The 15,136-nt window shown below is 40.9% G+C and carries 12 protein-coding genes; 3 read left to right on the top strand and 9 right to left on the bottom strand.

Annotation, left to right across the window (positions count from 1 at the left end):
• Nucleotides 1-432: 432 nt before the first annotated feature.
• Together lldD and BANH1_RS01020 are read right to left on the bottom strand one after the other, a co-directional pair.
• Nucleotides 433-1,584, bottom strand: coding sequence for an FMN-dependent L-lactate dehydrogenase LldD (gene lldD / locus BANH1_RS01025; RefSeq protein ID WP_015397599.1), 1,152 nt, complete (start codon nt 1,582-1,584; stop codon nt 433-435).
• Between the two features lie 987 nt (nt 1,585-2,571).
• Complete coding sequence (locus BANH1_RS01020) at nt 2,572-3,660, bottom strand: 2'-deoxycytidine 5'-triphosphate deaminase (protein WP_041582881.1); 1,089 nt, start codon at nt 3,658-3,660, stop codon at nt 2,572-2,574.
• A 325-nt stretch (nt 3,661-3,985) separates the two neighbouring features.
• On the opposite strand from BANH1_RS01020, the gene mutL reads away from it, so the two are divergent.
• The gene (mutL, locus tag BANH1_RS01015; protein ID WP_015397597.1) at nt 3,986-5,821 is read left to right on the top strand and encodes a DNA mismatch repair endonuclease MutL; all 1,836 of its coding nucleotides are present in this window, start codon (nt 3,986-3,988) and stop codon (nt 5,819-5,821) included.
• A 125-nt stretch (nt 5,822-5,946) separates the two neighbouring features.
• Nucleotides 5,947-6,201 (top strand): DUF2093 domain-containing protein, encoded by a 255-nt coding sequence (locus BANH1_RS01010; RefSeq protein WP_015397596.1) that lies wholly within the window; start codon nt 5,947-5,949, stop codon nt 6,199-6,201.
• Between the two features lie 11 nt (nt 6,202-6,212).
• Here the strand turns inward: BANH1_RS01010 and lpxK are convergent, their stop codons facing one another.
• The 7 genes from lpxK to BANH1_RS00975 all read right to left on the bottom strand — a co-directional run bounded on the left by lpxK (nt 6,213) and on the right by BANH1_RS00975 (nt 14,352).
• Entirely contained in the window at nt 6,213-7,241 is a 1,029-nt protein-coding gene (gene lpxK / locus BANH1_RS01005; RefSeq protein WP_015397595.1) for a tetraacyldisaccharide 4'-kinase, read from the bottom strand.
• Nucleotides 7,231-8,553 (bottom strand): lipid IV(A) 3-deoxy-D-manno-octulosonic acid transferase, encoded by a 1,323-nt coding sequence (gene waaA, locus BANH1_RS01000; protein ID WP_015397594.1) that lies wholly within the window; start codon nt 8,551-8,553, stop codon nt 7,231-7,233. The genes lpxK and waaA overlap by 11 nt, the downstream gene beginning before the upstream one ends.
• An 836-nt stretch (nt 8,554-9,389) precedes the next feature.
• Complete coding sequence (locus tag BANH1_RS00995) at nt 9,390-9,632, bottom strand: DUF4170 domain-containing protein (protein WP_015397593.1); 243 nt, start codon at nt 9,630-9,632, stop codon at nt 9,390-9,392.
• Between the two features lie 45 nt (nt 9,633-9,677).
• The gene (locus BANH1_RS00990) at nt 9,678-10,481 is read right to left on the bottom strand and encodes a 3'(2'),5'-bisphosphate nucleotidase CysQ (protein ID WP_015397592.1); all 804 of its coding nucleotides are present in this window, start codon (nt 10,479-10,481) and stop codon (nt 9,678-9,680) included.
• Nucleotides 10,468-11,799 (bottom strand): TldD/PmbA family protein, encoded by a 1,332-nt coding sequence (locus BANH1_RS00985; protein ID WP_015397591.1) that lies wholly within the window; start codon nt 11,797-11,799, stop codon nt 10,468-10,470. The genes BANH1_RS00990 and BANH1_RS00985 overlap by 14 nt, the downstream gene beginning before the upstream one ends.
• 668 nt (nt 11,800-12,467) lie before the next feature.
• Entirely contained in the window at nt 12,468-13,031 is a 564-nt protein-coding gene (gene rsmD, locus BANH1_RS00980) for a 16S rRNA (guanine(966)-N(2))-methyltransferase RsmD (protein WP_041582880.1), read from the bottom strand.
• The gene (locus tag BANH1_RS00975) at nt 13,012-14,352 is read right to left on the bottom strand and encodes a pseudouridine synthase (RefSeq protein ID WP_041583147.1); all 1,341 of its coding nucleotides are present in this window, start codon (nt 14,350-14,352) and stop codon (nt 13,012-13,014) included. Before BANH1_RS00975 ends, rsmD begins: the two co-directional genes overlap by 20 nt.
• A gap of 270 nt (nt 14,353-14,622) precedes the next feature.
• Here BANH1_RS00975 and BANH1_RS00970 point away from each other — a divergent pair, with 270 nt between their 5' ends.
• A complete protein-coding gene (locus BANH1_RS00970) occupies nt 14,623-15,069 on the top strand; it encodes a nucleoside deaminase (protein ID WP_015397588.1) in 447 nt (148 codons plus the stop codon).
• The last annotated feature ends 67 nt before the right edge of the window (nt 15,070-15,136 follow it).

Raw genomic sequence — 15,136 nt, 5'->3', positions numbered from 1 at the left:
TATTGGCCCCTTATTAAGACGGATAATATAAGCCTGGAACAAGATAAAAGCGTGCGTTTGACAAATGAATATAAGCGTAACAATATTCATATATAATGTGCCATTTGGTGCTGAAATACACAATTTATAAACGAATATATTACTGTATAGAATTAATATATTCGTTTATGATACAATATAAAGAATATACAATTTACAAAAATTGTTATTTAAACTTCAAAATTATAATTATTATCTTATTAGATACATGATTATGAGCTATAATTAACTATAAATAACAGAAAAATAATTAAAAATTCGAATATAGCTTATAAAATTATCGAGAATACCCGATGACAACATACAGAGATACATCGAGGCATAATCTTCCTCTATTTAACAAAAAGGCCTCTGTGCTTCGAAAGGACAGAGGAGCAGGCTTTTCTTAATTAATCAACCTTTTAAGAGGCCTGCGCTCACTAAATTCTCGCGTGTAATTTCTTTAATCGCACGTGCACCGGTTAATGTCATAGCTATTTGCATCTCTTTGGCAAAAAGATCGAGAAGATGAGCTACACCTTTTTCGCCTGCCGCCGCAAGCGCATAAGCAAAAGCGCGGCCAATCATAACGGTATCTGCACCCTGTGCCAACATACGTACAACGTCAAGACCAGAACGAATACCAGAATCAACTAAAATAGCTAAATCACCCTTCACGGCTTCTGCGATTGCCGGTAATGCCCGCACAGTTGACAATACTCCATCGAGCTGACGCCCGCCATGATTAGAAACAACAATACCATCAGCACCAAATTGCACCGCTTCGCGCGCATCCTGCGGATCAAGAATGCCCTTTAAAACCATTTTTCCCTTCCAAAAATCTCGAATCCACTGCAAATCGTGCCAACCAATTGACGGATCAAAATTTGCACCAAGCCAGCCAATATAATCCTCTAATTCAGTCCTTTTTTTAAGATAAGCAGAGACATTTCCTAGATCGTGTGGGCGCCCCATAATACCGACATTCCAGGCCCAATGAGGATGAATAACAGCTTGCAGAATACGACGTAGCCTAGCATAAGGCCCAGACATCCCTGAATGAGCATCGCGATAACGCGCGCCGGGAATCGGCATATCAACCGTAAACACTAATGTACGCAGACCAGCTGCCCAAGACCGCTCCAACACATCACGCATAAATCCGCGATCTTTGAGGACGTAAAGCTGAAACCAAAACGCACTCCCAACTGCTGCCTGCACTTCTGCAATAGGACAAACTGAAACCGAGGATAAAGTAAAAAGGGTGCCTTTCGCAACTGCTGCACGCGCAGCCTGCACTTCGCCACGGCGTGCATACATGCCAGTCAACCCAACAGGCGAAAGAATAATCGGCATATCAAGTGTTTGATCAAAAATCTTTACTGAAAGATCAACTTCACCAACCTGCTTAAGAATTCGTTGACGCAGCACGAGTGCTTGGAGATCTGTATAATTACGCTGCATTGTTTCCTCAGCATAAGCCCCTCCATCGATATAATGAAATAGAAAAGGAGGCAGCCGACGTCTTGCTGCTTCTCGGTAGTCAAATGTTGAGGAGATAATCATGATGGCACTATCACTCCGTAAATGAAAAGCTAAAATACTTAAAAACTGACAACCCTAAACAAAGAATTTCTATTAGACCTGCTAATAAAACCCTAAATTCAGGGAATAAGAACGGCACAGTTGCGATCCCAAAAATCAATAAATTAAAGCAACACTTTTATTTTTATTTTCCAGATCAGGAGCTTAACAATATTTGAGCCTAATCAAAGATACAAAGTTCACATGCAACTAATATCTATCTAATAATTGAGAAACAACACCTTTTGTGGTTTATACCTCATCAAAACGCATTATTTGAGCGATTTGTTCCAATTCAAAAATTCCGCTTTCTTACACAAAATGATCCGATTATAATTCAAAAAATGCGACTGGTTGCTGCACGTACATCGTAAAAATGCCATCATTAAGGCCAAAAATAGCTATGTAGCTAAATAATTCGATGAATATACCCGGTCAATTTTCTTATATTAATATCGAAAAGTTGGTTATTTTTCAGTTGGTCAAAGCATTCGTTGAAAAAATTGCCAGAATCGAAATTTCGCAATTTATATATGAGCTACTTATAAAATTTTGACTATAAACACTAAACGGTAAAATGCCTTTTCTATCCTTTATACAAGCTCAATTATTCCAGAGGATGATAATTTATAAAACTATCAAAATTGCGTTTGGAACAAAAATTAAACATGTTAAGGAATTTCTAGTACTATCAACCTCAATTTTAGAAAAAATCCCTTCCCACATTACGATAAAAATGTATTTATTTTCCTGTATATCAGCCTCATATCTATATTTCATTGTGCGCGGAAAAACGCGCGAACACCACTGCTTATTGCTTCGATTCTGAAGTATATGACAAAAGTTGAGCCTGCATATTCAACCCAAAAAATTAAGCAAACCAGCGTCGCATTATACTTATAATAGATCGAAATGTCCTTTTTAAAATGAATTTCTGCGCACACCTTATTAAAAATTATATTTCTGCGTTCATTTAAAGTGCTTAGACAATTTTAGTCCCTGCGCTTGATAATGTGAACCAACATCGCATCCGTAAAGCACTGACGGTCTATTAAGCATATGCTCATACACCAAACGGCCAATAATTTGGCCGTGCTCTAAAATAAATGGAACTTCGTGACTGCGTACTTCCAAAACTGCCCGCGCTCCTGTTCCACCTGCTCCCATATGCCCAAATCCTGGATCGAAAAAACCTGCATAATGGACTCTAAATTCGCCAACTAGAGGATCAAAGGGGGTCATTTCGGCTGCATACAGTGGGGGAACATGAACAGCCTCTCGCGAAACTAAAATATAAAACTCGCCTGGATCAAGGATGAGTTCCTTCCGGCCGTTATTATAAATAGGTTCCCAAAAATCTAAAACATCAACAGCAGTGCGTTTATCGATATCAATCACGCTCGTATAATGTTTGCCAAGATACCCTACAAGCCCGTTTCCGTCTCCCTCCAAATTAACAGAAATTCCAATACCATTATCACTAATATTGGGAAAATTATCCGATATAAGCGTCTGATCTTTATGCAAGGTTCGTAGCTCAATTTCATTTAAATAACTTTGTCCTTTACGAAACCGTAGCTGTGATAAACGTGATCCCGTACGCACTAAAATTGGAAATGTGCACGGACTAATTTCGAGATAAAGCGGACCATGATAACCCGCACAGATTTTATCAAATTCCTGAGCATTATCCGTAATCACACGCGTAAAAACATCTAGCCGTCCTGTAGAACTTTTAGGATTAGAAACCGCAGACAAAATTTTTGGCAAAGCCAAACTTTCTAAAAGAGGAATAACATAAACGCATCCTGTTTCTAAAACCGCTCCATTTTGCAAGTCAAATTCATGTAATTTTAGCCGTTCAAGCTTATCACAAACTTTGATGTCAGGCCCCGGCATAAAGGAAGCGCGTATGCGGTACGCTTTATCTCCTAAACGCAAATCGAGGCTTGCAGGTTGTATTTGATCAGAATCAAGCGCGCAAATAGTCTTGATAACACCGTCGTTAACTAAAATCTGTATATCACTATCCGCGAGAACACCACTCGTGCGCATTATACATCCTGCCTTCCATCTTTTTCACCTAAGTGATTGAGTGGCGTAACCTGCCCTGACAACAATAAAAACCACTCTTTGCTAATTTGATAAACTGGTCTGTAATCACAATCAACAACCTAAGACTATAAATGATTAAGACAAAGCCTAATAAAGCACAACCCCAAGGGAAAAAGTGCTTAATACCCAAAATTATACATCATTTTTCCCGTTAACAATAGGCATAACCACCCTCGAAATAATATCTCGCCCCCCTTTTAACTCTGGAATATTATTACCACTGTCCAAAATTTCTATACAGTTAAAAAGAATCTGTTAAAATTTGACCATGATCATACGTCATCTTAGTGAAACTATCATTAATCAAATCGCGGCCGGTGAAGTTATCGAGCGGCCGGCGAACGTCGTAAAAGAGCTCGTTGAAAATGCTATTGATGCAGGAGCGACCAGAATTGAAATTTCTGTAGCAAACGGTGGAAAAAACCTCATAAGAGTGAGCGATAACGGTTGTGGTATCCCAGAAGAACAGTTGTCTTTAGCAATTTCTCGCCATTGCACATCCAAAATTGTCGATGACGTGCATAATATCTGCTTCCTTGGTTTTCGTGGTGAAGCTTTGCCTTCTATTGGCTCTGTCGCCAAACTTAAGCTTATCTCGCGGACGCAAGATTCCAATAATGCCGCTGAAATCATCGTTACAGCAGGAAAAATTGAAGGGCCAAAGCCGACTGCGGCCAACCTTGGAACCATTGTTGAGGTTCGTGATCTTTTTTTTGTCACTCCAGCACGACTGAAGTTTATGAAAACTGACCGCGCTGAAACAAATGCCATCACGGATATGGTTAAACGAATTGCTATCGCATTCCCACATATTCGCTTTTCTCTTTCTAGTACAGATCGAAGTCTTATGGAACTGCCAGCGACAGAAAACGATATTCAGGGACAATTACAGCGTATTACGCAAGTTATGGGAAAAGAATTTGCCCCTAACAGCCTTGCACTTAATGCTGAACGGGAAGCGGTTCGCCTAACTGGTTTCGCCTGCTTGCCGTCTTTTAACCGCAGTAATAGCCTTCATCAATTTGCATACGTCAATGGGCGTCCAGTGCGTGACAAACTCTTATGGGGAGCGATTCGGGGGGCGTATTCTGACGTTATTGCTAAAGATCGCCACGCCGTAGCTATTATTTTTATCGATTTACCGCCCGCTGATGTAGACGTCAATGTGCATCCAACGAAAGCTGATGTAAGATTCCGAGATCCAGGTTTAATTCGTGGTTTAATTATTGGATCCATCCGTGAAGCATTACATCAGACCGGCATCCGCCATACTTCGACAAATTCTGAAGCAATGCTAACTGCGTTTCAAACACAATCACCAGAAATCTTTAAGCACGCACGTCAGTCTTTTTTTCATAATCAGCAATCGCATCATATTACATCAACCGCCTCATCAATGGTCCATAAACCGTTAAACGCAGCTGATTCTTTTGGTTTAGAAGAAAGTGCCATCCCCATTATGGGGTGTCTAAATGTACCAAGTGGTGACATTCGCACTACGATACCTAAATCAGACGAATTGCGCTATCCGTTAGGTGCAGCAAGAGCGCAAATCCACAAAAACTATATTATTGCTCAAACTGAGGATAGCCTGATTATTGTCGATCAACACGCCGCCCACGAGAGACTAATTTATGAAGCTCTCAAAACCGCGCTTTATAATAAAGCTCTGCCTTCACAATTATTACTCATTCCTGAAATTGTGGAACTCTCTGAAGAAGACGCAGAAAACCTTTTAAATCACAAAAATGCTTTACAAAAATTTGGCTTAGGAATCGAGCCGTTTGGCCCAGGCGCAATCGCTGTGCGCGAGACGCCTGCCATGTTAGGGGAAGTTGACGCACAGGCCCTCATCAAAGACCTCGCCGATGAAGCTACTGAATATGATACCATAAATAATTTAAAAGCAATGCTTGATCATGTTGCGGCAACCATGGCATGTCATGGTTCAGTACGTTCAGGCCGCCTTCTTCACCCTGAAGAAATGAATGCACTTTTAAGGCAAATAGAAGCAACCCCCCATTCAGGCACCTGTAATCACGGTCGCCCCACTTATATTGAACTTAAACTAGCCGACATAGAACGTCTTTTTGGCAGAAAATAAAACCTTACTCGCTGTTTTGGCTGAAAAATAATATTTTGCCCCTTCGCTCTCGACTTTATAAAGCGCTTCATGGCACTATGGTCTGCAATTATTTTTCCATAAAACTATAAAAGGACTCGTACAAAATGTTTTCCGATAATGAACGCGAAGCCACACTCCATTATTCCAGTAATGGGTACAAAGTAGTAAAATACGGGACTTATACCCTCTGCGCCGTCAGTGGACAAAAAATTCCTATAGATGATTTAAAATATTGGAATCACCACCGCCAAGAAGCGTACGCTAATTGCGAATTCTCTTATCATCGCGAACTTGAATGTAATAAACACCTCCAACAATTATTGAAAAAAAAACCAAAACAAACAGCTGAAAATTCATAAAGCAGAACCCATTATGTATATTGAAAGGAGCCTTTCCGTTTCCTAAAGCGAGTTATAACTTCCAAAAGCAGCATACGGCAAAAATCCGGCTGCGCGAAATCAATTGAAATGTCAAATATGATGAGGTGCGCTAAATCTTTCTCTGCGCTGCGTGATTGTATGCGTGCGTAATCCTTCGCGGTTGTAGCTAACCAGAGATTTTGGATTTTCGCTTTTTTTGCAAGGTTCTTTAAATCCTTATCAGTGAAAAAATAGTGGTCAGGATAAGAACGTGCTCGCACAATGTGACCAGACATCTTTTTAATGGATTCAAAAAATTTATTTGGGTTACCAATCCCCGTAAACGCTAAAAAAGACTTTCCTGCGACCTCATCAGTTGCCGAAGATTTAGTGCTAGCGTAATATAATGGCTTCCCTGTGCGCGTAATAAGAGAGGCTAAATTATCACTGTAATCTGAACGCCCAATGCATAACACACTATCCATCAAAGAAAGTTGAATTTCTAATGGCGCACGCAAAGGACCTGCTGGAAAAACGGCTCTATTACCAAGGCAACGCATCGCATCCACGACAAGCAATGCGTAATCCATATAAAGGCGGCGACTCTGGAATCCATCATCCATCAAAATAATATCACAGCCTTCCTCCTTAAGCCGTTGCGCAGCTGCATAACGATCGGACGACACGGCGACGAGAGCGTAGCGTGCAAGCAAAAGCGCTTCATCTCCGACATCATACGCGTTATCGCGTTCTCTATTCACAAGATGTACACCATTGACCGTCCCACCATAACCACGCGACAAAATACCGGGAACTAAACCAAGTTCCTTAGCTATTTGCGCAAAAGCGATGACAACAGGCGTTTTTCCCGCACCCCCTAATGTAAAATTACCTATGCATAAAACTGGCAGATCAATGGCAGGAGGTTTTCTCGCCATATAGCGGCGTGCAAAATAACCGTAAATTCCGGCGATTGGTGCTAATAAAAAACGCAAAAAGCTTTTACTTTTCCACCAAAAATCTGGAGAACTAACACGCATACCCGCTCCGACATTGGCTTAAACTTGTCTGAATTACAAGCGGCTGCAAAAATGGATGAAGAACTTTCAGTGTGCGCTCAAATGCACCTGCCATGCTCGTTGCGACTTTATAAGCCCTATCTACCATTTCTTGACGCGATGCTTCATCTGTTAGCAGCCTATTTACTTGAAAAGCGAGCCGCGTCATATCTTCAACCATGTAAGCTGCATCACAAGACACGAATTTCTCAAACATATCTTGAAAATTTGCGACGTGAGGTCCTGTCAAAATAGCTGAACCAAGCAAAGCCGATTCTAATGGATTATGGCCTCCACGTCTACACAACGATTTTCCAATGAAAGAAACCTTTGATAAGCGAAGAAAAAGCCCCATTTCTCCAATCGTGTCGCCCAATAAAATATCTGTCTCTGCGACGGGGACAGCATTGTTACTCCTCCGGACGCAATTCACTCCCTCCTCACTATATAACCTGAGAATCTCTCCTGAACGTTCGGGATAGCGCGGAACAATGATTGTTAATAAATTTGGTAAATGATTTTTCAAGGTCTTATGGACCTCAAAAGCTATTTTTTCCTCCCCTTCATGAGTTGAAACAGCTGCCCAAGTTGGTCGGTCTCCGATAGCATCCCTATAATGCATCAGTAACGCCGAATTCTCAGTAGGAGAAACATCAGCCTTGAGATTGCCAGAAAATACAACAGATTTTACTCCAAGCGCGCGATAATAAGTTACATCTTTCTCATTTTGGCAAATTGCCATATTAATATGTCCAAAAATATACCTAGCAAGAGCTAACCATTTTTTCCAAACCTTAAAAGAACGTTCCGACATACGAGCATTGACCAAAATCTGCGGAATACGCATTTTAGCCAACTCCTTAATGCGCAAAGGCCAAATTTCCGATTCACAAACCAACGCTAAATCAGGCTTCCAGTGGCAGATAAAACGGCGAACAGCTGATTCTAAATCTAATGGAGCATATTGATGAATTAATCTATTACCGAAATGCTTTTTAACAAGGGTGGAAGAATTAACAGTACCTGTTGTAAACAATATATTGATCTTTAAAGATAAAATGTGATTAATAAGTGGAAAGAGGGAAAGTGTTTCTCCAACACTAGCCGCGTGGACCCAAATCAATGCATTCGGAGGGCGTGCTATATCGCTTTTTCCTAAACGCTCTTTTTGGCGGCCTGGTTCTTCTTTGCCACGCACAACACGAAGAAACAAACACAGAGGAACCACGGAACCTAGGCAAAAACTAACCACCCGATAAATAGAAAAAGCCGTGCGTACTGTTAATTGCATCATCTTTTAGTAACCTCATTCACCCATTTTAAGACGGTTGTAAATTTCTACCGTTAAGCAATCATTATATTCATTAATCGCACACGCTTTTCTTTTCAAAAAATATCATCTGCATCTTTTTGAACAAAAAACACCCCACCCTTAAGGAACAATAATTACCTAAAAGGCAACGGGATTTCGGTTCTATCCTGTGTTTTTCAAGAATCTTCTCGCAAGAAAATGTGTGTATATATAAAGAATAATAGGACAGCCAGATAATTTAGCCAATAAATAATTCCTCTTCTGATTTTAAGTGCTTTTTTACGCACTATATTCGTAATCATAGTTCCTATTCTGCCCGTTTAAAAGCATTCTTAAGCATTAATAAGGCCTGTTCTGATACCCGTCCTGCCCTCCTTATCAATTTAGCAAACTCTATTTTACTTTCTTGAATCGCGCGTAATTTCAAACCTCAATTTTTTTACCAATTAAACATTGATTTCTGCATCAGAAGAATGAGAAAATATGGCAACAACTACTTTACTCAAAGAACTAAAAAAGGCGCCGCGATACGGCGCCTGTGCCAACAAGTAACAGCAATATTATAAGCACTCCGCGCTCCCCCGACATCATTCGGAGAGTTCAATCGCAGCTTTACCCAATAAACAAAACGCAAACAACGAATTAAGGCCTACCCAATAAAAATTTGTGCAAATCAGGTTTTTACCACTGAATGATGCTTTTTGCACCGAAACTGCTTTAAAATACTATTCTTGCTTTTGAATTATCTCTCTTATCTTAATGCTAAACGCGGCCGATTTTACTATATCACCGCGCTCCAGAGAATAACATTTAATTTATTATTCATTATCCCCCTCAGGATCAAGGAGTCGATGCAAATGCACGATATAATAACGCTGTAACGCGTTGTCGACACTGCTCTGTGCTTTTGCCTGCCACGCTTCTCGAGCTGATTGATAATCCGGAAAAACACCGACAATATCTAACTTACCTAGATCTTTAAACTGGTTACTATTAAGATTTTTTAACTCCCCGCCAAATACGAGATGCAATAACTGCTTTTTTCCGTTGGCTTCAATCACATATGCCTCCGTATTAGTGAGAAATTTCAGAGCATTCCTATTTAATTAACCTAACTTTGCCTGGCGGACAATATCTATCATATTTTTACAACAATTATTTTCAGCAGCAATTAAAAATCCATACTGCAAAGCCTCAACTTCATATAAAATAAACGAAGCATCAAGAGATATACAACGTCCGCCGCATTCTTGTAAAATGAGATCAGCAGCAGCAATATCCCAGCCGTGACAATTCGGTCGAACTAACACCGCATCGGCCTCCCCACGAGCAACGAGAATGATACGGTAAGCGAGAGAAGGGACATAATGAACAAAATCGACCTTACTACAAAAATCATACGGTAATTTTTTGGCCACTGATTTATCAACAGAAATCCTATATTTCTGATTAATTCGAGATGATAAAAAAGGCATCCCCGTGCCATTTAATGTTGCTCCTTCACCAATGACAGCCGCGTAAACATCGCCTTTAGCGGGACATTGCACAACGCCCGCGATAGGACGCCCACCTTCGATGATGGCAACCGAAATGCACCAATAAATGCTACCAGAAAGAAAACCACGAGTTCCGTCAATGGGATCAACGACGAAAAAACGCTCACAAACCTGCGGTCCTCTATCATCTTTTGTTTCTTCTGAAACCCAGCCATAATTCGGCCGCGCACTGAGAAGTTTTTGCTTTAAAAAACGATCAACCGCAAAGTCTGCTTCACTGACTGGCGAATTACCATCTTTTATCCAAAAATTCGGCTCATATCCGAAATATTTCATCGCTAAATCCCCTGCTTCTTCGCAAGCAGAAAGTAAAAGATTTAGGTCAGAATAATAGTCCGCATTATTTTCCCGCAAGCGTCATCCCTTCAATTAACAATGTTGGAGAAGCTATACTATAACGCCTATCAATATCGTTCGCAGGTGTTAAATGCGCTAACATATGAAGCAAATCAGAACCAAGTGTCACTTCATTCACGGGATAAGTAATTTCACCATTTTCAATCCAAAAACCGGAAGCACCACGACTATATTGGCCTGTAACAAAATCAACACCATGCCCAAATAATTCTGTCACGTAAAAACCATTTTTCAAATCTTTTATCATATCGTGAGGTGATACAGAACCTGGTTCAACGGCAAAATTGGTACTTTCCGGGCGAACCAGCGACGCAGAGCGGGCGCCGTGTCCGTTAGTTTCAAGCCCCAATTCACGAGCTGAGGATGACGAAAGAAGCCAATTTTTTAAAATACCATTTTCAATAACGCTCAGTGCCTGCCCTTCCACTCCTTCGCCGTCAAAAGGGCGAGAAGCGCTTCCACGCAATTTTAAAGGCTGATCCGTCACATTAACATTAGACTTCATCACCCTTTCCCCCATCAAATTTTGTAACAGACTCGTTTTGCGAGCTACTGATGCTCCGTTAACCATATACGCAATATGTCCAGCAATTCCACGAGCTACACGCGGGTCAAAAACAACATTAACAATTCCTGTAGAAGCGCGCACTGCCCCCAAACGCCGGACCGCTCTAATTCCCGCGTTTTTGCCAACAATTTCCGCAGCTTCTAAATCAGAAAAATGCAAGGCGGTGGTATAATCATAATCTCTCTCCATTGCTGTACCTTCGCCCGAAACTGCACTACAAGAACGCGAAAAACAGCTAGAACGGTAAGTACCGCAAAAACCATCGCTGGTCACAAGAACGAGTCCGCTAGTTCCGTAAGTTGTCGCAGCACCGCCTGAATTTTTTACCCCCTGAACATCGAGAGATGCGGCTTCCATTTTCAAAGCGTCTTCTGCTAAAAGGTGACTTTGCGGAGTAAAATCATCAAAAAGGTCAAGATCTTTCGGGTGAGTAACCAAACGTTCTTTATCTGCCAAACCTTCAAACAAACTGTCAGGCAAGGCTTTGGCCATCACAATAGCACGTTCCGCTAATTCCCGCGGATAAGCCGCCAAATTAGCAGAAACGCTTGCTACTTTCTTCCCAACAAAAACTCTCAATGTAAAATTATCGCTTTCTGATGCTTCCGTCGACTCGATTTTACCAAGGCGAACTGACACATGGGTGGAATGTGAGCGAATAATAACGGCATCGGCAGAATCTGCTCCAGAACGCTTTGCCATTTCAATCAACGAAGCGGCTTTATCAATCTGACTGTCATCAGTCATTATAAACTCCTTACGATATCGATTATTTTACATTGATCAGCAATTCAATAAATTAAAAAACATAATTATTGCGTGTTCATAGCCAAAAACTATGCAATCATTAATATATTTGTATTTCCTTTAATGGATTGAAAAATTTCTCCTTTAGTCTTCCCGTGAAAAATTCTACGTGTTGCAAAATTTTTTGAATCTTGAAAAAAATAAAAAAGATTTAATGCCGAGCATCGCTAACAGGCTGTAATTATTATCTTTTTTACGCGACACCGCCTACCATCTCTTGTATTTATCGAATTTTTGGTGAACTGACAACGAAGAACTCTAATTTTGCACCTAAAAGTTTTTTTTGGAGATTAATTGCGTTTACTCAAAGATAATCAACATTGATTTTATCTCATCGCATTTCTATATCGTCGATTATTTGCCGCAACATAAACAGAGGCGCCCGCGTCATTTTGCATAATAAATTCTGATGAGGCCCTTGTTTACTAACCTCGCAAGAATTTCATCACAAATAGCCCCTTTCTTTGTGAAATAATTTTCGTTAATTAATAAGACTAGAATGAGATCTGCACTAGCAAAATACCTCACTCACTAAAGAGTGTACAGCGAAAGGCCACATAAAACAGCTTCTTTTTCTCTACTTAATAGGGATATATCTTTTCTCAGACCTAAAATTGTGATCGAAGTTTATAAATATGTATCGCTGTGTCGCCGTAAAAACGTTTGTCATCCAAAAAAAATATATCAGGTAAATTAATCACCGCTTCTCTCGCTTCTTCAAGTACAAAAAGCGCCTCGGCTTTCGCCCATCCTCCTTTAAGCGCTTCAATAAACGCCTTTTCACCTAAGCAACGTCCGTAAGGTGGATCTGCACAAATAACATCAAATGGTAACATCGTTCCAATCTTGCCAAGTTTAGTTGCATCACGACGTAAAATGCGTCCAACCCCTTGTAATCCAAAAGACTCAATATTTTTTTGAATCAAACCACGACCCTCAACTGAGTTTTCTACAAAAACAGCGGCCTTTGCGCCACGGGAAAGCGCTTCAATTCCTAAAGCACCAGTGCCAGCAAAAAGGTCGAGAATACGTTTATTTGCCCAAAATTGCTCTTCTCGGTTAGCAAGAATATTGAAAAGGCTTTCGCGCATACGATCACTCGTCGGCCGAATAGATTGACCTGTAGGCGTTGACAAAACACGCTTCGCAAATTTACCGCTGATGATCCGCACGTGATCTCCTAAATGGCCGAGATATTCCCGCACCATCGCTATATGATCTAGACTTTTTTGCACCACCGCCAAATGATTGAGCTTTTCGTTTGTGATCGAAAAATCGGTCCTCCTTTTCAGAGGTACTCAATTCACCACGAAATGGCCTGCCGCGTTTTTGACCAAAATCAGCATTCCGTAACCGGCCTTTTGGCGCTCTTTCCTTACTCTCATCGAAAAATCTCTTCTTAACCAAATCGCTTTTATTACAATCATGATGATTATCTTCATTGTGCGAAGATTGTTTACGCAAGACTTGTGGACGCGCACCAGGAGCCATCCAAACATTGGAACGGCGCGAGCGTGGTAAAAAACGCTCTGCTTTTCCGTTTTTATCATTATCGTCGCCAACCGGTTTCTCATCAAGTTTTGTACTTAATCGCGCCCGACCATATTCAGCGAAACTGTCTCGTTTTCTACGCTTTGCATTCTTTGCGCTAGAGGAACTTGAGCTATCATCTACTAAACGAAGCTTTTCGCTATTTCGCTGCTTAACAATGTTTGAAAATGGCTTAAGAACGGGAGCATCAAAATCTGCATTAGCCCGCATAATCAGACGTTCTCCTAATTGATCACGTAATGTTCGACCTTTTAATTCGCGAACTGCACCTTCTGCTAAATCAGATAGCTGAAATGGGCCATAAGATACGCGGATCAGACGATTGACTGATAGCCCTAACGCGCCAAAAACATTCTTAATTTCGCGATTTTTTCCTTCACGCAAAGCCACAGAAATCCAAATATTTGTTCCCTGTTCACGCTCGATTATCGCGTTTATCGAACCATAAAAAATACCACCGACTGCCATGCCATTTTTCAGATTATCGAGCTCAGTCTGTTTAATTTTTCCGTGAGCGCGAACCCGATATTTACGCACCCATCCTGTTTCAGGAAGTTCCAATATACGCGCTAAACCACCATCATTAGTCAATAATAAGAGACCTTCTGTATTAATATCAAGCCTACCTACAGAAAGGACACGAGGCATTTCTTTCGGCAAATTCTCAAACACAGTAGGCCTTCCTTCAGGATCACGGTTAGTAGTAACAAATCCCGCTGGCTTATGATATAGCCATAATCGCGTTCGTTCTATAGGAGGTAAGGGTTTACCATCAACTGTAATAACATCAGAGCGAACTACATTAAAAACAGGGGTAGTCACAACCGTGCCATTGACAACGATACGACCCGCGATGATCATCATCTCCGCATCACGGCGCGATGCTACACCAGCGCGCGCTAATCTTTTAGCAATCCGTTCACTCTCCTCTTTTTTACTCATTTCATTTTCATTCCAATCCCCACTAGATTGTTTGGCAAATTTACTGCGCGTGTTGCGCTGTTTAGGAGACGAAGGGATAGCATAATCGTTCATCGCGTTTTATCCTTTAGTAGTAATAACGCACCTGTTTCCTCTCAAATAAACTCTGAATATTTTCACAAAACGATAAAATCCCTTTCATCATAAAATGAATAATAATAAGTTCACTCACATTGTAGCAAGCCTCTATATAAACTCCTGATTATCTACTTTTCAAATAGAAAGAAAAATATGATTCTCACCCCCATGGAAATAGCCCTTTTGGAAGCGCAATCAGCGGAAAAAAAAGGTGAAATCCCTGTAGGCGCTGTCATAGTGCACGGCAAAACAATTATCGCACGCGCTGGCAATTACACAAAAATTCCGCACGACCCTACAGGACACGCGGAAATTCGCGCCATTCGTATGGCTTGTCGAGCGTTCCAAAACGAAAGAATACCAGATTGTGATCTGTATGTAACACTTGAACCTTGTGCTATGTGCGCTGCAGCTATTTCATTTGCACGTATACGACGCCTTTATTATGCGGCAAGTGATCCCAAAAGCGGCGCTGTAGAGCATGGCCCGCGCTTCTACCAACAGCCAATTTGCCACCACGTCCCCGACATTTATTCCGGCTTTAAGGAAAGAGAAGCTGCCAAATTACTCAAAGATTTTTTTGCACAAAAGCGCCGTTAAAAATAAATCCCGCTCTCACTATAAAATACCAGCTCCTTCCACAAAAAGCTCTACCCCTCTTTAAAAA

The organism is Bartonella australis AUST/NH1, assembly GCF_000341355.1.
Lineage (GTDB): Bacteria > Pseudomonadota > Alphaproteobacteria > Rhizobiales > Rhizobiaceae > Bartonella > Bartonella australis.
This window is presented reverse-complemented; position numbering and strand designations above follow the sequence as displayed.

Excerpts from the sequence above, each read along its gene's own strand:
- lldD (WP_015397599.1), bottom strand. The coding sequence starts at position 1,584 with ATGATTATCTCCTCAACATTTGACTACCGAGAAGCAGCAAGACGTCGG.
- mutL (WP_015397597.1), top strand. The coding sequence starts at position 3,986 with ATGATCATACGTCATCTTAGTGAAACTATCATTAATCAAATCGCGGCC.
- BANH1_RS01010 (WP_015397596.1), top strand. The coding sequence starts at position 5,947 with ATGTTTTCCGATAATGAACGCGAAGCCACACTCCATTATTCCAGTAAT.
- lpxK (WP_015397595.1), bottom strand. The coding sequence starts at position 7,241 with ATGCGTGTTAGTTCTCCAGATTTTTGGTGGAAAAGTAAAAGCTTTTTG.
- waaA (WP_015397594.1), bottom strand. The coding sequence starts at position 8,553 with ATGATGCAATTAACAGTACGCACGGCTTTTTCTATTTATCGGGTGGTT.
- BANH1_RS00985 (WP_015397591.1), bottom strand. The coding sequence starts at position 11,799 with ATGACTGATGACAGTCAGATTGATAAAGCCGCTTCGTTGATTGAAATG.
- BANH1_RS00975 (WP_041583147.1), bottom strand. The coding sequence starts at position 14,352 with ATGAGTAAAAAAGAGGAGAGTGAACGGATTGCTAAAAGATTAGCGCGC.
- BANH1_RS00970 (WP_015397588.1), top strand. The coding sequence starts at position 14,623 with ATGATTCTCACCCCCATGGAAATAGCCCTTTTGGAAGCGCAATCAGCG.